Origin of the sequence: Marinobacter shunpengi (genome assembly GCF_045449695.1) — a bacterium.
Taxonomy (GTDB): domain Bacteria; phylum Pseudomonadota; class Gammaproteobacteria; order Pseudomonadales; family Oleiphilaceae; genus Marinobacter.
In genome coordinates, this window is the sequence record NZ_JBJJKZ010000015.1 from 205753 (window position 1) to 223215 (window position 17463).

The following is a 17463-nucleotide window of genomic DNA, read 5'->3' on the forward strand; positions in this document are numbered from 1 at the left end:
CCTTTCGGGCGCCGCTGATGACACAGAAGACGCTGCTTTCATTAAGAAATCTTGGCAAGAGCTTTTCGGGCAAGACGGTACTGGATTCGCTGGATCTGGACATTGCCGACGGGGAGTTTATTACCCTGCTGGGGCCTTCCGGCTGTGGCAAAACCACGCTATTGCGGCTGCTGGCCGGCTTCGAGGTGCCGGATACCGGGCGGATTGAGCTGGCAGGGGCGGACATTACCGATCTGCCGCCGGAGCAGCGCCCCCTGAACACCGTGTTCCAGAACTATGCGCTGTTTCCCCATATGTCGGTATTCGACAATGTGGCCTATGGCCTGAAGATGGAGAAACGTCCGAAGGACGAAATCCGCCAGCGGGTGCAGGACGCCCTGGACATGGTCCAGCTCGGGGAATACGCCCACCGCAAGCCGCATCAGTTGTCCGGTGGCCAGCAGCAGCGGGTGGCCATTGCCCGGGCCGTGGTCAAGCGCCCGAAACTGCTGTTGCTGGATGAACCCCTGTCGGCCCTGGACTACAAGCTGCGGCGGACCATGCAGATTGAGCTCAAGCGTCTGCAGCGGGAGTTGGGCATTACTTTCGTGTTCGTGACCCACGACCAGGAAGAGGCCCTGTCCATGTCGGATCGAGTGGTTGTGCTGATGGACGGGGTGGTGCAGCAGAAAGGGACACCCCGGGAAATCTACGAACGCCCAGCCAACCTGTTCACGGCGCGGTTCGTCGGGGAAACCAATCTCTTCCCCGGCACCCTGGAGCAGGCGGACGGGGACCAGATCATGGTCAATGTTGCCGGTTACCGTCGCAGCATGCCCCGCCCCCGGTTTTCCCTGGAGACGGGGCAGGCCGTCCATGTCCTGCTGCGTCCGGAGGATATCCGGGTGCTGGAACCCGATGCTGATCATGGCTTTCCCGGCAAGGTGGTGGAGCGCAACTACAAGGGCAGTACCCTGGATTCGGTCATCCACCTGGAGGACGGCACCGAAGTGCTGGCCAGCGAGTTCTTCGATGAGGACGACCCCGCCTTCGACTACCGTCTTGGCGAGCCGGTACGTGTGAGCTGGGTAGAGGGCTGGGAATGGCTGCTGCCCAGGGAAACGACTACCGTTGACGGGGACCACGCGGCGGATGCTTAGGGGGCTGCGGCAACCCTTCCGTACCGGGGTGCTGGTGTTGGTCTGGGGCTGGCTGCTGGCCCTGGTGCTGGCGCCGAACCTGCTGGTGATTGCGACCAGTTTCCTGACCCGGGATCCGGCGACCTTCCTCTCCCTGCCGGTGACGCTGGAGAACTATCGTGCCCTGGTGGACCCGCTGTACCTGGAAGTTTTCCTGCATTCCCTGTACATGGCCGCGGTGTCCACGCTGTGCTGTCTGCTGATCGGTTATCCCTTCGCCTGGGCACTGTCGCGGGTGGGCAGGGAGCGGCAGCTGCTGTTAATCTTCCTGCTGATTGTCCCTTTCTGGACCAATTCGCTCGTACGCACCTACGCTCTGAAACTGCTGATGGCCACCAACGGCCTGATCAATAACGGGCTGATGTCCATGGGGCTGATTGATGAACCCCTGAGGATGCTGTACACCGAAGGCGCCGTGATCGTCGGACTGGTCTACCTGCTGCTGCCGTTCATGATCCTGCCCCTGTACTCGGTGTTCGAGGACTTGCGCCGGGAACTGCTGATGGCATCCCACGACCTGGGGGCGGGACGCTTCAGTACCTTTATCCACGTGGTGGTGCCGCTGACCCTGCCGGGGGTGCTGGCCGGGGTCATGCTGGTGCTGTTGCCGGCCATGGGGCTGTTCTTCGTGCCGGACATCCTCGGCGGTTCCCGCAACCTGCTGGTGGGTAATGTCATCAAGAACCAGTTCCTGGACGCCCGGGACTGGCCCTTCGGCGCGGCGGCCGCCATCCTGCTGACCCTGGCCATGGCACTGTTGCTGTTCACCCACCGGCTGAGTCAGCGGCGGCTGGGTGAGGAGAGTGACGTATGACTCGCTGGCTGCCCAGAGCCTACCTCACGCTGGTCTACCTGGCGCTCTACATCCCCATCGCGGTGCTGGTGGTGTTCTCGTTCAACGACGGTCGCACCGGGTACCGCTGGGGCGGCTTTAGCCTGCGCTGGTATGAGGCGCTGTTCAACAATAGCGCCATGATGCAGGCGCTGTGGAATTCCCTGTGGCTGGCGGTCTCCGCCGCCACCCTGTCCACACTGATCGGCGCGCTGACGGCGCTGGCTCTGCACCGGTACCGTTTCCGGGGCAAGAAGGCCCTAAAGGGTATGCTGTTCGTGGTGATGATGTCGCCGGAGATCGTACTGGCCATCTCGCTGCTGGCCCTGTTCCTGCTGGTGGGTATGGAGTTGGGCTATGTCTCGCTGTTGCTGGCACACGTCACCTTCTGCCTGCCGTTCGTGGTGATTACCGTCATGGCGCGCCTGGCGGGCTTTGATGAGCGACTGCCCGAGGCCGCCCGGGATCTGGGGGCTTCGGACTTCACCATGACGCGGACCGTGCTGCTGCCAGTGATCATGCCGGCCCTGCTGGCGGGCTGGTTACTGGGCTTTACCCTGAGCCTGGACGACGTGGTGGTGAGCACTTTCGTCAGCGGGCCGGGATATGAAATCCTGCCGTTGCGAATCTACTCTATGGTTCGTGTCGGCCTGAAACCGGAAGTGAACGCACTGGGTACCCTGCTGCTGGTGTTTTCACTGCTGATGCTTGTGATGTCCCAATGGATTCTTGTGAGGAGCAAACGATGAAGAAACTGGTATTGGCTGGACTGACGACAGTCGCCCTGACCGGGTGCAGCGGTCAGGAAGAGGAGCAGGTGCTGAACCTGTACAACTGGTCCGAGTACATGCCCCAGGAAGTGCTTGATCGTTTTGAGGAAGAGACTGGCATCCAGGTGGTCTACACCACCTACGACAGCAACGAGGCCATGTATGCCCGTCTGAAGTTGCTGGACGACAGCAGCCAGTATGACCTGGCGGTACCGTCCACCTACTACGTCAACAAGATGCGCAAGGAAGATCTGCTGATGGAGATCGACCACAGCCAGATCGAGGGCTTTGACAAGCTGGATCCGGAGCTGGTGGACCAGAGCTTCGACGAGGGCAACGCCTATTCCGTACCCTACCTGTGGGGCACCACTGGTCTGGCCGTCGACAGCGACGCAGTGGATCCGGCGGAGGTCAGTGGCTGGGCCGACCTGTGGAATGAGAAATATGATGGCCAGGTGATGCTGACCAACGATATGCGGGAGGTGTTCCATGTCGGGTTGAGCGTGCTGGGGTACTCCGGCAACACCCGGGATCCGCAGAAGATCGAGGAAGCCTACGAGAAGCTCAGGGAACTCATGCCGGCTGTGCGTACCTTCAACTCCGACGCTCCGCGCATGCCCTACCTGGAAGGGGAAACCGATATCGGCATGATCTGGAACGGCGAGGCAGTGATGGGCAAGGATGACATGCCGTCACTGGAGTATATCTATCCGGAGGAGGGTGTCATTGTCTGGCTGGACAGTTTCGTCATTCCCAAGACTGCGGCCAACCCGGAAGCGGCCCACAAGTTCATCAGTTTCGTGCTGCAGCCGGAGATCTCCGCGCTGATCAGCGAGGAGATCGGCTACGCGACCCCCAACCTGGCGGCCCGTGATCTGTTGCCGGAAGAGGTGGCCGGCAATCGCGCCAGCTACCCCACCAGTGAGGACATGGAAAACGCCGAGTTCCAGGAAGATGTGGGCGACGACGCCATGCAGGTATACAACCGTTACTGGGAGCAACTGAAGACCGGCGGGTAAAGACCCGGTCCGAAAAATGGTAGCATCCTCAGCTTCCATCTTTTGAGGAGCCAGAAATGTCAGTCGTGGTCCAGGCCCTGATACCGGTATTCGTGCTGATTGTTTTGGGGCACCTGTTCCGCCGCTGGCATTTTCCCGCCGACGGCTTCTGGATTCACGCCGAACGCTTTACCTACTATGCCCTGTTCCCGGCCATGCTCATCTATAAGCTGGGACAGGCGCGTCTTCCCGCCTCAGCCTATGGCGAGATCCTGCTGCTGATTGCCGCCATGCTGGTGGCCATGACCCTGGTGCTGGTGGTTATCCAGCTCATCTGGCGCTGGCCGGGGCCGGTGTTCTCATCGGTGTTCCAGGGTGGCATCCGTTTCAACTCCTACGTGGGGCTGGCGGCGGCCGGAATGTTGCTGGGGGACGACGGACTGTCGCTGATTGCCGTGGCCGTAGCGGTCAAGGTGCCGCTGCTGAACCTGCTGTGCATCCTGATGTTCTCGGTGACCTGTCGCCAGGGCCGGTTGCGACTGGCGCCGGTACTCAGGGCCATTGTCACTAATCCGTTGATCATCGGGTCGGTAGCCGGCGTGATCTGGAGCTTCTTCCGGGTCGGTTTCCATCCGATTCTGGCGGGCATCCTGGAACCGCTCAGTAATCTGGCGTTGCCGCTGGGGCTGATGTGCGTGGGGGCGGGGCTGGAGTTAAAGGCACTGCGTCATGCTTCGGCGCCTTTCCTGGTGTCGTCCGTGGCCAAGCTGGTGGTGTTCCCGGTGCTGACCCTGGGCCTTGCCCTGCTATTGGGGATGGACGGCACCATGGTGCAGGCGGCCATCCTGCTGGCGGCCCTGCCCACGGCAACCTCTTCCTATATCCTGGCCCGGCAACTGGGGGGCGATGCCCCCCTGATGGCGGCTATTATCAGTGGCCAGACTCTGCTGGGCATGGTAACCCTGCCTCTGTTACTCGGTTTTCTCTGGCAGGCAGTTTAGGACGGCGGCGGCCATGCTCTGCTGGAAGTCGAGATAGCCCTGGGGTGTGGCCGGAATATCGCTGGCCAGTGGATCCCAAACGCTGATGGGCAGTTCCACATCCCCCATCAGTGACTGCCACCACTGGCGGTCAAACTGGGGTTCTATCATCAGGCAGGCCTGCTCCGCCCTGTTCAGGCGATTCTGGACTTCCGCCAGGTGTCGGGCGCCGGGAGTGCGTTCGGGGCTCAGTGTCAGCACGCCAGCAATGGCCAGGCCGTAGTGTTCCGCAAACCGTCCGAAGGCATCGTGATAGGTGAACAGGTCCAGCTCCCGGGCGGGCGCCAGTTGCTCCCGGATGGATGCCTCGCGGGCTTGCAGGTCGTGGGTGAAGCTGGCGAGGTTGCGGTCGATGGCACCGGCGTCCACGCCATCCAGTTCCTTCAGGTGACCGGCGATGGTTTCTGCCATGGTGATGGCCAGGGCTGGGTCGAGCCAGATATGGGGGTCCTCACCTTCGCCGTGACTGTGGCCATGATGGTCATGGGCCTGTTCATGGCCATGGCTCTCATGGTGTTCCGACTCGGCATCACCGTGCCCGTGCTCTTCGTCATGGTGCTCGTGCTCATCGTGAATCTGTCCCTGGGTGTTCTGTTCCTCCGGCGCCAGGGCCACGCTACGGTCCTGGAGATCCGGCCCTGTGAGCAGGCGGGTCAGGAAGGTTTCCATACCCGGGCCGACCCAGAAGACCCGATCAGCTGCTGCCAGTTGACGGCGCTCGGAGGGGCGCAACTGGTAGGTGTGGGGGCTGGAGCCGGCTGGAACCAGGGTGGTGACTTCCACCTGGTCATGGGCCACAGCGCGGACCAGTAATTCCACGGGCTTGAGGGAGGTGACAACCTGGGGAGTATCCGCGGACGCGGAAGCCAGGCAGCTCCACAGGAGCAGGACGATAATGGCCGGTACGGCGCTGCGTAGTGACGGTAATGCAAGCATAGTGAGGGTGTGTCCAGGATGGATTAATAAAACGTTATAATATAACAGATGAATCTGTCTTGGAAGTCGTGCCATGCCGCTGCGGTCCATGGGAATTCAGTGCAGGCTCGGTATAATGGCGCCTTTCCATTCATCCACTGCGTCAGGCAGGATCCATTAATGACTGTACGTACCCGAATTGCCCCTTCGCCCACCGGTGATCCCCATGTGGGCACGGCCTTTGTCGCCCTGTTCAACCTGTGCTTCGCCCGCCAGCACGGCGGTCAGTTTATCCTCCGTATTGAGGACACGGACCAGGCCCGCAGCACGGCGGAATCGGAGCAGGATATCCTGCGTGCCCTGCGCTGGCTGGGGCTGGAATGGGATGAAGGGCCGGACGTTGGTGGTCCCCACGGTCCCTATCGCCAGTCCGAACGCAAGGACTCCTACGCCAGCTATGCCATGGAGCTGGTGGAGAAGGGCCATGCCTTCTACTGCTTCCGTACTCCGGAAGAGCTGGATGCTATCCGGGAGGAGCGCAAGGCACGGGGCGAAAATCCGGGCATCAAGGGTGACCTGGAACTGCCGGAAGAGGAAGTGAAGCGTCGCCTGGAAGCCGGCGAGCCCTATGTCATCCGCATGAAGGTGCCGGATGAGGGCGTCTGTGAGATAGGCGATATGCTTCGCGGCACCATCGAGATCGACTGGGCCCAGGTGGATTGCCAGATCCTGCTGAAGTCCGATGGCATGCCCACCTATCATCTGGCCAACGTGGTGGATGACCACCAGATGGCGATCACCCATGTTCTGCGGGGTGAGGAGTGGATCAACTCGGCACCCAAGCACAAACTGCTGTACCAGTACTTCGGCTGGGACATGCCGGTACTGTGCCACCTGCCGCTGTTGCGTAACCCGGACAAGAGCAAACTGTCCAAGCGCAAGAACCCCACCTCCATCAACTTCTATGAGCGGATGGGCTTCCTGCCGGAGGCGGTGACCAACTACCTGGGCCGCATGGGCTGGTCCATGCCCGACGAGCGGGAGAAGTTCACCCTGGATGAGATGGTGGAGCACTTCGACATCAGCCGCGTGTCCCTGGGCGGCCCGGTATTCGATGTGGAAAAGCTGCGCTGGCTGAACGGTCTGTGGCTGCGGGAAGATGTTTCCGACGATCAGTTTGTGGAGCGTTTGCGCCAGTGGTGGTTCAACGAGGATGCCCTGCGGGCCCTGGTGCCCCATGTGAAGGGCAGGGCGGAGGTGTTCTCGGATGTGGCGCCCATGGCCTCGTTCATGTTTTCGGGCATGCTGGAACTGTCCCCCGAGGACTTCGCCCACAACAAGCTGGAAGAGGCCCAGGTCAAGCGGGTGCTGCAGTTCGCCCTGTGGAAGCTGGAGGCTCAGCGCCACTGGAGCAAGGAGAATATCTTTGCCGACATCAAGGGCCTGGCCAAGGCCATGGAGCTGAAGATGGGCGACTTCATGTTCGCCATCTTTGTGGCCATTGCCGGCACACCCAATTCCTGGTCGGTTATGGATTCCATGGCCCTGCTGGGCCCCGACATGACCCGGGCACGCCTGCGTCATGCCCTGAATGTGCTGGGTGGTTTTTCCAAGAAGGAAACCAAGCGGGTGGAGAAAGAGTACGCCGCGCTGGTTGCAGAATGAACGATCTGGTGGCGTTTTGAACGTTCTGGACAGGGATGTTCAGAAAACTGAAAAAAATGTGTTCCAAGTGTTGACGCCCCCCGGGCGGATCCTTAATATACGCAGCCGTTGAGGGGCCATAGCTCAGCTGGGAGAGCGCAACACTGGCAGTGTTGAGGTCAGCGGTTCGATCCCGCTTGGCTCCACCAATTTCTAGTCCCCTTCGTCTAGTGGCCTAGGACTCCGCCCTTTCACGGCGGCAACAGGGGTTCGAACCCCCTAGGGGACGCCAATTTGGCAACACGGTTTAGTCCACCGGGTTGCCAGCATCAAAACCGCCTTCGGGCGGTTTTTTTGTGTCTGGACGATTTTAGGTGTTTCTTGTTCGTACAAGACTGCGATCTTGGGGCAGGAGCCCAGTCGGTAAGATTTTTGAAAACACGCCCGGCAAGTACGTCCATGTAGGGCTCGACGAGCGCCATCCCTGGCGCTCCACGGTTCTCAAAAACCTTCCCCACTGGCCTCTTTCAGACGTGGGAGTTAACTCAAAGGTTGGATAGAGCTGGGGTGGGGAGGTTTTTCCGGACCGTCGAGCCCTACATGGACGTACTTGCCGGGCGTGTCCGGAAAAGCCTTACCGCCCCGGCTCCAGCCCCCATAAAGTGAGGTCTGGGGCCCAAAGTCTAGCGAACAGCAATGGCACCCTTGCCAACACCTTCAAAGGCCTTCACCCGCACCTCATCAGCCGGATAGTCCTTCTTGATCTCGTCGGCCAGGTAGGCGGCAATCAGCTCCACCGTCGTATCCGTCTCCAGCAGCCACACCCGCTGACGGGGCAGGGTCAGCCGGAATTCCCCCTGCTCGGCATCGTACTGAAAGCTCACGTACTCAGTGCCGTCCGCATCCGACCAACTCTGACTCAGATCCTCACGGGTACCGATATAGATATCCTGCCACTGCTGCGCCCAGTGCTTCTCCAGCTCCGGACTGTGGCGGCCATTGATATCGATACGGATCGGGGATCGGTGCCCATGGGCAATACGCTGGCAGTTGCCCAGGTGCTTCTTCAGCCCATGGACATAGTGATAGTAGGGCCCTTCGATCAGCTCTTCACGCAGTGTGACTTCCACGGCGGTCACATTGGCGGGCAGCACCGCCTTCAGTTCCTGCTCCAGAAGACGGGCCACGGCGGACGGTACCACTTCATGATGGTCCAGGAGCACCACCGACTGCTCGGGGCCTTCATGACGGAGATGGCTACCACCATCCAGTTGCCAGGTCAGCTTGCCGGGGCTGTCGCCACGGTGCAGGCAGGGCGCATTGGCGGGCACCACCAGACGATGGTCCACCCGCTCGTCGATGACCCGCTTGATGGTGCGCTTCACATTGCCGAAATCGAACACCATGCCCTGCTCATCCAGCTCGCCACCGAGCACGATATCGGCAATCCAGCTCTCTCCCACCAGGCCACGCCGGCGATCGAGATAGGCGAAATCGATGACAGTAAGGTTGTCGATAAACAGGTGGTTCATGGATTCATCCGGCAGGAAGACAGCGATCATTGGCTCAGTAGGTCCGCGAATTAACCAAACGGGACACCAGTCGCATTCTATCAAACTTCGCTGCCGCCGGGATAACCCGTCGTGTCAGGAACCTCCGAAACGGGGGCTTCAGAGGGGGATCAGTCCGGTCATCCAGGCAACGCTGAGGCCCACCACGCCCAGGCTCAGGGTCAGCACCGTCAGGTAGGCTTTGCGGGAGGATGTGCGGCGGCGGTTGGCCGTCAGGTCATCCAGATGCCGGGCCACCTGTTCGGCCTGCTGCTTCGAGGCCTCGGATGCCTGGTGCAGGGTGTCCGCCTGGAGAGACTTCCAGAAAGCCTGGTCCTGGTCCCGCTGGCGGTCCAGCTCTTCTTTCAGGTGATCGTTCCGGTCCCGGATCATCCGGTCCATGGTCTTCAGCAGGTCCTTCTGGAAACTTTCCAGGGTTTTGTCCAGCAGGGTGTTTACGTCGGCGGTTACCGCCCTGGCGATGGCCTTCTGCTGGGCATCGAGGATGGCCTCCAGGGCATCCAGTTTTTCGTTGACCAGGGTGGTGTGCTGGTCGTTGTGTTCGTCCATGCCCTGGCGCAGGTAGCCCACCTGGTCATCGAACAGTTGCGTCAGGCGCTCGTGCAGTTGTTCGCTTATCTGGGTCTTGACCTCGGCCCGGGCGGCCATGGCCACCTGGTCCGCGCTGAGCAGGGGGATATCGGGATCGTTGGCCGGTGGCACCTGGCTTTCCTCGCTGACCGTTACCGGCTCGGCTTCCGGCATGCTGCGCAGTTTCTCCAGGACCCTTGAGACGCCGTCCGGGGCCGGCGGCTTGGGAAGGATTTCGTCCACTCCCATCTCGCGGGCGGTTTGCTCGAATTCGGCGGACTTGCCGGAGGTGCACATCACAATGGGGATATGGGCGGTGCCGGGGTTGTTGCGGATGGCCCTGGCGGCCTCCACGCCGTTCATGCCGGGCATCAGGTGGTCAATAAAGATAACGTCCGGGCGCTGGGAGTTGCTGAGCAGGTCCAGCGCCTCCTCGGCGGAACCGGCCATGCTGACTTCCATGTTGCTGCCTTTCAGGAGCTTGCTCAGGGTAAATCGTGCAACCTTTGAGTCGTCCACCAGCAGCGCGTTCTTGATGTCCATGGGGCTATCTCCTGGATTGGCCACCGGATGCCCCTGAGACCCGGCGACAAGGGGAGGGCGCCGGGCCCCCGGGGCATCAAATACCTAAGGGGCGATGGTTCGCCAGGCGACCGGCATTCCTGTCCGGTGGCTGGCCATCGCCCGATCAGTTTACCCCGATATTGATACAAAATGTTACAAAGTGATGGGCGGAATCTTGCCGATTGCAACCTGGATCACATTTCGTCCGGTGGCACCAGGCCCTGGCTCTGGGACCAGGCCCGCATGTGGATATCGGCTTCCCGCTGGAAGGGAGACTTGAAGGGATTGATGATCACGTCGAACAGGAAAAAGAACAGACCCACGGACAGCCAGCCGGATAACAGCATGCTGATGGTGCGTGCCTGCACCTCCGGATTGGAGAGGACAAAGCTTTCCAGGTGGGGCAGCAGTGACTGAACCATCACCACCGGATTGAACTCAGCGAGCACCAGCGGTACCCAGAAGGCCAGGACAACGGGGAAGAAGCCGAACGACCAGGCACCCCGAAGCAGCAGGTAGGCCAGCAGGTTGCGGATATAGCGCTGGCGCAAGCCAGGGGAGCGTCTGGCCCGGGCCAGGTATCGGCGGCGTTCATTGTGGTAGTCGGTGGAATCGGGAACCCGTGGACGGTCTCCGCTCCGGGCGGGCCTGTCGGCCTTCCTGCGGGAAGGCGCCGTCGCAGCGACGCCGTTGTTCGTCGCCTGGGGCCGCGACGGCGTGTCCATCCGTGGGGTGCTGTCAGCCCGGGCCTGCGGGGAATAGTCCGTCAACTGGCTGGATGTTTCCGACATGGTCTCGGTTTCCTCAATCTGGGACGTCGCCGGGCGGGGCTTTTCAATCAGCCTCCCCGCCTCCATCATAGGGGAAATCTCACGGCGGTGATCCGCGACCGGTCACATCCGGCGTCATGGTTACCCTCCGTGATACCGAGGATACCGTGATAATCTACATAAGACTATTCTGCCAGACGGGACAACGACTGAATGACTGATCGCAATGAGTCCAATGTACACCCTGCCTTCGAAAAGGTACGCAGCCATCCCATCGCGGCCCTGAACCTGACCATGGAAGAGTATGTCCACCGCAAGACCGGTGCCCGGCACCTGCACATGGCGGCGGACAATGACGAGAACGTCTTCTTTGTGGCCCTGCGGACCTTTCCCATGGACTCCACCGGCGTGGCCCATATCCTGGAACACACGGCCCTGTGCGGCAGCGAGCGCTATCCGGTACGGGACCCGTTCTTCATGATGATCCGCCGGTCCCTGAACACCTTCATGAACGCCTTTACCAGCAGCGACTGGACCGCCTACCCCTTTGCCAGCAAGAACCGCAAGGACTTTGACAACCTGCTGTCCGTCTACCTGGACTCGGTGTTCTTCTCCAAGCTGGATCCGCTGGATTTTGCCCAGGAAGGTCACCGGCTGGAATTCGAGACACCGGACGATCCCAGCAGCCCGCTGGTATACCGGGGTGTGGTGTACAACGAAATGAAGGGGGCCATGAGCGCCCCCACTTCCCAGCTCTGGCAGAACCTGTCCAGCCACCTGTTCCAGACCACCACCTACCACTACAACAGTGGTGGCGAACCCGATCATATCGTGGACCTGCGGTACGACGACCTGCTGGCGTTCTACCGGCACCATTACCACCCCAGCAACGCCATCTTCTGTACCTATGGCGATATCCCGGCCCGGGAGCATCATGACCGCTTTGAAGAGCTGGCCCTGTCCCGCTTTGACGCCCTGGAAGTGGACCTGCCGGTGCGGGACGAGAAACGCCTGTTCTCGCCGCTGCGGGTGGAGCAGGGCTATGCCGTCAGCGCCGGCGAGCCCACCGAACGCAAGACCCATATGGTGATGGGCTGGCTGCTGGGCCACAGCTTTGAGCTGCAGCAGAACCTGGAGGCGCAGCTGGTGGCCAGCGTACTCCTGGAAAACAGTGCCTCCCCGCTGATGCATGCCCTGGAGACCACGGATATCGCTGCGGCACCCTCGCCGATGTGCGGACTGGAAGATTCCAACCGGGAGATGACCTTTGTCTGTGGTATCGAGGGCACCGAGCCGGAACGCCGGGATGATCTGGAAAGTCTGATCGACGGCGTACTCAAAAAGGTGGTGGAGGAAGGCATTGCCCAGGAACGCCTGGAAGCCATCCTGCACCAGTTGGAACTGCACCAGCGGGAGATAGCCGGTGACAGCTTCCCCTATGGCCTGCAACTGATCATGTCAGCCATTTCCCCCATGGTGCATGGCGGTGATCCGGTGGAGCTGCTGGATCTGGAGCCGGTGCTGGAAACCATGCGGGAGAAGATTCGCGATCCCGGCTATGTGCCCGGCCTGATCCGCCGCCTGCTGATCGACAACCCCCACCGGGTCACGCTGACCCTGCGGCCCGACGACCAGCTTGAGAACCGTCGCCAGGAAGCCATCCGCGAGGCCCTGGCCCGTCGCAAGGCGGAACTCAGTGAGGAGGACAGGCAGCAGATCGTCGAACGCGCCCGGGCCCTGGAGGAGCGTCAGCATCGCAAGGACGACGACTCCATCCTGCCCAAGGTGGACCTGAGCGACGTACCGTTGAAGACTCACATGCCGGAGGGGCGTGAGCTGGACGCCTTCCCCGCCGCCCTCTATGCCCAGGGCACCAACGGGCTGGTCTACGAACAGGCGATCTTCCGGCTGCCGACCCTATCCCGGGAAGAATTGCTGATGCTGCCGTTGTACACCACCATCCTCACCGAGGTGGGCTGTGGAAGCCTGGACTACCTGCAGATGCAGGACCGGATCTCCGCCTGCAGTGGCGGGATTGGGGCCAGTGTTTCTGCCCGTGGCAGTATCGACGACGTGCAGACCCTGGATGGTTACATGATCCTCAGCGGCAAGGCCCTGGCCAGGAACCGCAAGGCGCTGTCGGAGCTGTTGCGGGATGTGTACGACAATGCCCGCTTCGACGAGAAGGGCCGTATCCGTGAACTGGTGGCGCAAATCCGCGCCCGCCGGGAGCAGGCGGTGACCGGTAGTGGTCATGGTCTGGCCATGAGTGCCGCTTCCCAGGGCCATAGCCCCGGCGCCTGGCTGTCCTTCCGACTGGCTGGCCTGGCGGGCATCAAGGCCACCAAGGAACTGGACGATACCCTTAACGACGAGGTCGCGCTGGACAAGCTGTGCCAGGACCTGGCCGGCCTGCACCAGCGTTTCCGCCAGCAGCAGCGCCAGTTCCTGCTGGTGGCCGAGGAGGAGCACCTGGAGGCCATGGCCGAGGGTGTCAGCGGTCTCTGGCCGGAAGCGCCGGAGACCCGGGGTGAGCAGTGGCAGATAGAGCCGGTCAGCTATGACACCAGGGAAGCCTGGCTCACCTCAACCCAGGTGAACTTCTGTGCCCGGGCTTACCCCACGGTGGCGCCGGATCATCCCGATGCCGCCGCGCTGACGGTGCTGGGTGGCTTCCTGCGCAATGGCTTCCTGCACCGGGCGATCCGGGAGCAGGGCGGTGCCTATGGTGGCGGCGCCGGGCAGGATAACGTCAACGGCACCTTCCGCTTCTTCTCCTACCGGGATCCGCGCCTGGGCGAGACCCTGGACGACTTTGACGCCTCGCTGGCGTGGCTGCAGGAGACCGACCACGGTCAACAGGAGCTTGAAGAGGCGGTGCTGGGGGTGATCAGCCAGCTCGACAAGCCGCGCTCGCCGGCGGGCGAAGCCCGTCACGCCTTCCACAGCCGTCTGTTTGGTCGTTCCCCGGAACAGCAGGAGCGTTTCCGCAAGCGGGTGCTGGCGGTTACTGTGGATGATCTCAGGCGGGTGGCTGGCGACTGGCTGCGTCCCGAGAAGGCCAGTACGGCGGTGATCACCAGCCATGACAACCGGGATGGCGTCACCCGTCTCGGGTTGGATATCCGCGAACTCTGATGCCTACCGCCCGTCCCCGCGCCTGTAGCACTGCGCGGGGACGGGCAGCCTTCCTCTAACGCAGACGCTTGAGCCCGGTGGTCACCATGATGCGGGTGGAGATTTCCTCCACCGAGTAGGCCGTGGTGTTCAGGTAGGGAATGCGTTCTCGCCGGTACATGGTCTCGATCTCCTCCACTTCGTGCATGCACTGTTTGATGGACGAATAGCGGGAGTTCGGGCGCCGTTCGTTACGGATCACCGCGAGCCGTTCCGGGTCGATGGTAAGGCCGAAGATCTTGGTGCGGTGCGGGCGCAGCACCTCCGGCAACTGCTGGCCGTCCAGGTCTTCCTCGGTAATCGGGTAGTTGGCCGCCTTCACGCCGTATTGCAGGGCCAGGTACAGGCAGGTGGGTGTCTTGCCGGAGCGGGAGGCGCCTACCAGGATCAGGTCCGCCTCGTCGTAGTAGCGGGTGCGGGCACCGTCGTCATTGTCCAGGGCGAAATTGACGGCATGGATCCGCTTCTCGTAGGTGCTTTCGTTACCAATGGAGTGGGATTTTCCCACGGTGTAGGAGGACGATGACTGGAGTTCCTGCTCCAGGGGATTCAGGAAGGTGCCGAAGATATCCACCATGAAGCCGTCGGCCTTGCTGATGATCTCCCGGATGTCCGCCTGCACAATGGTGTCGAACACCAGTGGGCGCACACCGTCGACCCGGGCGGCCTCGTTGATGCGCTCCACCATGGCTTCCGCTGTCTCGTTGTTGTCGATGTAGGGCACGGTGACCCGTTCGAACTCGATTTTCTCGAACTGGGCCAGCAGGCTGTTGCCCAGTGCTTCGGCCGTAAGGCCGGTGCCATCGGAGATAAAGAAGGCGGTGCGTTTCATGAGCAGAGGTTCCCTAGGTAATCGTCGCAGGTTACAGTATGATACACGCCAAATTCGAAAGTCAGGAGCAACCTTATCATTCCCGGGGCCTTGCCGTGCAGCCTTTTCAGACAGTACGCGCATGGATTTACAGGGGATGAGCGCTCCTCTATTCTTTGCTGTTTGCTCGACTGAACCAAGGGAGACGCGCTTTGGAAGATTACATTATCTGGTTTGAGAACCTGGGGATGTCAGATGTTGAGCGGGTAGGGGGCAAGAATGCCTCGCTCGGCGAAATGATCAGCAATCTGGCCAACGCCGGGGTATCCGTACCAGGTGGATTCGCAACCACGGCTCACGCCTACCGGGAGTTCCTGGCCAAGGACGGGTTGCGTGATCGCATTGACGAAGCGCTGGATGCCCTTGATATCAATGACGTCAACGAACTGGCCCGGGTGGGCGCGGATATCCGCCAGTGGGTGCTGGAGCAGCCGTTCCCCGCGGATCTGGAAAAGCACCTGGAGCAGGCCTTTATCAAGCTTCAGGATGGCAACCGTAACCTGGCGGTTGCCGTGCGCTCCTCGGCAACTGCGGAAGACCTGCCGGACGCCTCCTTTGCCGGGCAGCAGGAAACCTTCCTGAACGTGGTGGGTTTTGACCAGGTCAAGAAATCCGTCAAGGAAGTATTCGCCTCCCTCTTTAATGACCGCGCCATTTCTTACCGGGTACACCACGGGTTTGACCACAAGCTGGTAGCCCTGTCGGCTGGTATCCAGAAGATGGTGCGCAGTGAGACCGCTGCCAGTGGCGTCATGTTCACTCTGGACACTGAATCCGGTTTCCGGGATGTGGTCTTCGTCACTGCTTCATACGGCCTGGGCGAGACGGTGGTTCAGGGCGCCGTTAACCCGGATGAGTTCTATGTCCACAAGCCCACGGTGGAGGCCGGCCGCCCGGCGGTGCTGCGTCGCAACCTGGGCAGCAAGGCCATCAAGATGGTCTACTCGAAAGACAAGGACGCCGAGCACTTCGTCGATACCGTGAAAGTGGAGCAGGACGATCGGAATCGCTTCTGCATTGACGATGCGGAAGTCACCGAACTGGCCAAGCAGGCCATGATTATCGAGAAGCACTATGACCGGCCCATGGATATCGAGTGGGCCAAGGACGGCGACGACGGTCGCATCTACATCGTCCAGGCCCGCCCGGAAACCGTGAAGAGCCGGGCCGCCGCCAACGTCATGGAGCGTTACCTGCTGAATGAGCAGGGCAAGGTGATCGTCGAGGGCCGCAGTATCGGCCACAAGATCGGCAGTGGTGCTGTTCGCGTGGTGGACAGCATCAAGGATATGGACAAGGTACAGGCCGGCGACGTGCTGGTCACCGACATGACTGACCCGGACTGGGAGCCGGTGATGAAGCGCGCCTCCGCCATTGTTACCGACCGTGGTGGCCGTACCTGTCACGCGGCGATTATCGCCCGGGAGTTGGGCATTCCCGCCGTCGTCGGTTGTGGTGACGCCACCGAAGTGCTGAAGGACGGGCAGGAAGTAACCGTTTCCTGTGCAGAAGGGGATACCGGCCTGATCTATGAGGGCAGCCTGGACTTCGAGCTGCGGGAGAACACCGTGGAGTCCATGCCCGCCATTCCGTTCAAGATCATGATGAACGTGGGTAACCCGGACCGGGCCTTTGACTTCCAGGCGTTGCCCAACGAGGGCGTTGGTCTGGCCCGCCTGGAGTTCATTATCAACCGGATGATCGGTGTCCATCCCAAGGCCCTGCTGAACTACGACAGCCTGCCCCGGGACATCCGCCAGACCGTCGAGAAACGTTTCTCCGGTTACCCGTCACCGGTGGATTTCTACGTGGACAAGCTGGTGGAGGGTATCTCAACCCTGGCGGCGGCTTTCCATCCGAAGAAAGTCATCGTGCGCCTGTCGGACTTCAAGTCCAACGAATACGCCAACCTGATCGGCGGCACCCTGTACGAGCCGGACGAGGAAAACCCCATGCTGGGCTTCCGCGGCGCGTCCCGCTACATCTCAGACACCTTCCGCGACTGCTTCGAGCTGGAATGCCGGGCACTGCGCAAGGTTCGTGACGAAATGGGCTTCACCAACGTGGAAATCATGGTGCCCTTCGTCCGTACCGTCGGCGAGGCCAGCCAGGTGGTCGACCTGCTGGCGGAGAATGGCCTCAAGCGGGGTGAGAACGGGCTGCGGGTCATCATGATGTGTGAGCTGCCGGCCAATGCGCTGCTGGCGGACCAGTTCCTGGAGCACTTCGACGGCTTCTCCATCGGCTCCAATGACCTGACCCAGCTTACCCTGGGGCTGGATCGGGACTCCGGCATCATCGCGCACCTGTTCGATGAGCGGAACGATGCGGTCAAGGCCTTGCTGTCCAACGCGATCCAGGCCTGCAAGCGCGCCGACAAGTATATCGGTATCTGTGGTCAGGGGCCGTCGGATCATCCGGACCTGGCCAAGTGGCTGATGGACGAGGGCATCGACACGGTGTCCCTGAATCCGGATTCGGTGCTGGATACCTGGTTCTTCCTGGCGGACGAAAAACTCGATTGATCACGGTTCTGACAATACTGGATAGAAGGAGACTGACA

The 17463-nt window shown here is 61.3% G+C and carries 13 protein-coding genes and 2 tRNA genes; 10 read left to right on the forward strand and 5 right to left on the reverse strand.

The features are described 5' to 3' along the window. Positions 1-17 precede the first annotated feature (17 nt). The 5 genes from potA to ACJO2E_RS13245 are packed head-to-tail and all read left to right on the forward strand — an operon-like array spanning position 18 to position 4779. A complete protein-coding gene (gene potA, locus ACJO2E_RS13225; RefSeq protein ID WP_406964428.1) occupies positions 18-1139 on the forward strand; it encodes a spermidine/putrescine ABC transporter ATP-binding protein PotA in 1122 nt (373 codons plus the stop codon). Next, complete coding sequence (gene potB / locus ACJO2E_RS13230) at positions 1132-1992, forward strand: spermidine/putrescine ABC transporter permease PotB (RefSeq protein ID WP_406964429.1); 861 nt, start codon at positions 1132-1134, stop codon at positions 1990-1992. The genes potA and potB overlap by 8 nt, the downstream gene beginning before the upstream one ends. Continuing rightward, entirely contained in the window at positions 1989-2759 is a 771-nt protein-coding gene (potC, locus tag ACJO2E_RS13235) for a spermidine/putrescine ABC transporter permease PotC (protein ID WP_406964430.1), read from the forward strand. The genes potB and potC overlap by 4 nt, the downstream gene beginning before the upstream one ends. Beyond that, positions 2756-3799 carry an ABC transporter substrate-binding protein gene (locus tag ACJO2E_RS13240; protein ID WP_406964431.1) on the forward strand — a complete coding sequence of 348 codons (1044 nt, stop codon included), beginning with the start codon at positions 2756-2758 and terminating at the stop codon, positions 3797-3799. Before potC ends, ACJO2E_RS13240 begins: the two co-directional genes overlap by 4 nt. A 56-nt stretch (positions 3800-3855) precedes the next feature. Continuing rightward, entirely contained in the window at positions 3856-4779 is a 924-nt protein-coding gene (locus ACJO2E_RS13245) for an AEC family transporter (protein ID WP_406964432.1), read from the forward strand. On the opposite strand, the gene ACJO2E_RS13250 is transcribed toward ACJO2E_RS13245, so the two are convergent. Continuing rightward, on the reverse strand, positions 4750-5754 hold the full coding sequence (locus tag ACJO2E_RS13250) for a zinc ABC transporter substrate-binding protein (RefSeq protein WP_406964434.1): 1005 nt from the start codon (positions 5752-5754) through the stop codon (positions 4750-4752). The genes ACJO2E_RS13245 and ACJO2E_RS13250 overlap by 30 nt on opposite strands. 159 nt (positions 5755-5913) lie before the next feature. Here ACJO2E_RS13250 and gltX point away from each other — a divergent pair, with 159 nt between their 5' ends. From gltX to ACJO2E_RS13265, 3 genes are all read left to right on the forward strand, one after another. After that, complete coding sequence (gene gltX, locus ACJO2E_RS13255; protein ID WP_406964435.1) at positions 5914-7398, forward strand: glutamate--tRNA ligase; 1485 nt, start codon at positions 5914-5916, stop codon at positions 7396-7398. A 112-nt stretch (positions 7399-7510) separates the two neighbouring features. Then, positions 7511-7586, forward strand: a tRNA-Ala gene (locus ACJO2E_RS13260). Positions 7587-7593: 7 nt separating this feature from the next. After that, positions 7594-7669, forward strand: a tRNA-Glu gene (locus tag ACJO2E_RS13265). Between the two features lie 391 nt (positions 7670-8060). Here the strand turns inward: ACJO2E_RS13265 and ACJO2E_RS13270 are convergent. The 3 genes from ACJO2E_RS13270 to ACJO2E_RS13280 form a co-directional block, all read right to left on the reverse strand. Next, positions 8061-8909 carry a 6-pyruvoyl trahydropterin synthase family protein gene (locus ACJO2E_RS13270; RefSeq protein WP_406964780.1) on the reverse strand — a complete coding sequence of 283 codons (849 nt, stop codon included), beginning with the start codon at positions 8907-8909 and terminating at the stop codon, positions 8061-8063. Between the two features lie 138 nt (positions 8910-9047). Beyond that, a complete protein-coding gene (locus ACJO2E_RS13275; protein ID WP_406964437.1) occupies positions 9048-10061 on the reverse strand; it encodes a response regulator in 1014 nt (337 codons plus the stop codon). A gap of 215 nt (positions 10062-10276) precedes the next feature. Further along, complete coding sequence (locus ACJO2E_RS13280) at positions 10277-10873, reverse strand: hypothetical protein (protein WP_406964438.1); 597 nt, start codon at positions 10871-10873, stop codon at positions 10277-10279. Positions 10874-11065: 192 nt separating this feature from the next. Here ACJO2E_RS13280 and ACJO2E_RS13285 point away from each other — a divergent pair, with 192 nt between their 5' ends. Further along, positions 11066-13990: an insulinase family protein gene (locus ACJO2E_RS13285; protein ID WP_406964439.1), complete on the forward strand. Its 2925-nt coding sequence runs from the start codon at positions 11066-11068 to the stop codon at positions 13988-13990. A gap of 55 nt (positions 13991-14045) precedes the next feature. Here the strand turns inward: ACJO2E_RS13285 and ppsR are convergent, their stop codons facing one another. Then, complete coding sequence (gene ppsR, locus ACJO2E_RS13290) at positions 14046-14861, reverse strand: posphoenolpyruvate synthetase regulatory kinase/phosphorylase PpsR (protein ID WP_406964440.1); 816 nt, start codon at positions 14859-14861, stop codon at positions 14046-14048. Positions 14862-15052: 191 nt separating this feature from the next. Here ppsR and ppsA point away from each other — a divergent pair, with 191 nt between their 5' ends. Beyond that, positions 15053-17425 (forward strand): phosphoenolpyruvate synthase, encoded by a 2373-nt coding sequence (gene ppsA, locus ACJO2E_RS13295; RefSeq protein WP_406964441.1) that lies wholly within the window; start codon positions 15053-15055, stop codon positions 17423-17425. Positions 17426-17463 lie beyond the last annotated feature (38 nt).

Coding starts and splice junctions, on each gene's coding strand:
- ACJO2E_RS13275 (WP_406964437.1), bottom strand. CDS start 10,061: ATGGACATCAAGAACGCGCTGCTGGTGGACGACTCAAAGGTTGCACGA.
- potB (WP_406964429.1), top strand. CDS start 1,132: ATGCTTAGGGGGCTGCGGCAACCCTTCCGTACCGGGGTGCTGGTGTTG.
- ACJO2E_RS13250 (WP_406964434.1), bottom strand. CDS start 5,754: ATGCTTGCATTACCGTCACTACGCAGCGCCGTACCGGCCATTATCGTC.
- ACJO2E_RS13270 (WP_406964780.1), bottom strand. CDS start 8,909: ATGAACCACCTGTTTATCGACAACCTTACTGTCATCGATTTCGCCTAT.
- potC (WP_406964430.1), top strand. CDS start 1,989: ATGACTCGCTGGCTGCCCAGAGCCTACCTCACGCTGGTCTACCTGGCG.
- ACJO2E_RS13240 (WP_406964431.1), top strand. CDS start 2,756: ATGAAGAAACTGGTATTGGCTGGACTGACGACAGTCGCCCTGACCGGG.
- gltX (WP_406964435.1), top strand. CDS start 5,914: ATGACTGTACGTACCCGAATTGCCCCTTCGCCCACCGGTGATCCCCAT.
- ACJO2E_RS13280 (WP_406964438.1), bottom strand. CDS start 10,873: ATGTCGGAAACATCCAGCCAGTTGACGGACTATTCCCCGCAGGCCCGG.
- potA (WP_406964428.1), top strand. CDS start 18: ATGACACAGAAGACGCTGCTTTCATTAAGAAATCTTGGCAAGAGCTTT.
- ppsR (WP_406964440.1), bottom strand. CDS start 14,861: ATGAAACGCACCGCCTTCTTTATCTCCGATGGCACCGGCCTTACGGCC.
- ACJO2E_RS13285 (WP_406964439.1), top strand. CDS start 11,066: ATGACTGATCGCAATGAGTCCAATGTACACCCTGCCTTCGAAAAGGTA.
- ACJO2E_RS13245 (WP_406964432.1), top strand. CDS start 3,856: ATGTCAGTCGTGGTCCAGGCCCTGATACCGGTATTCGTGCTGATTGTT.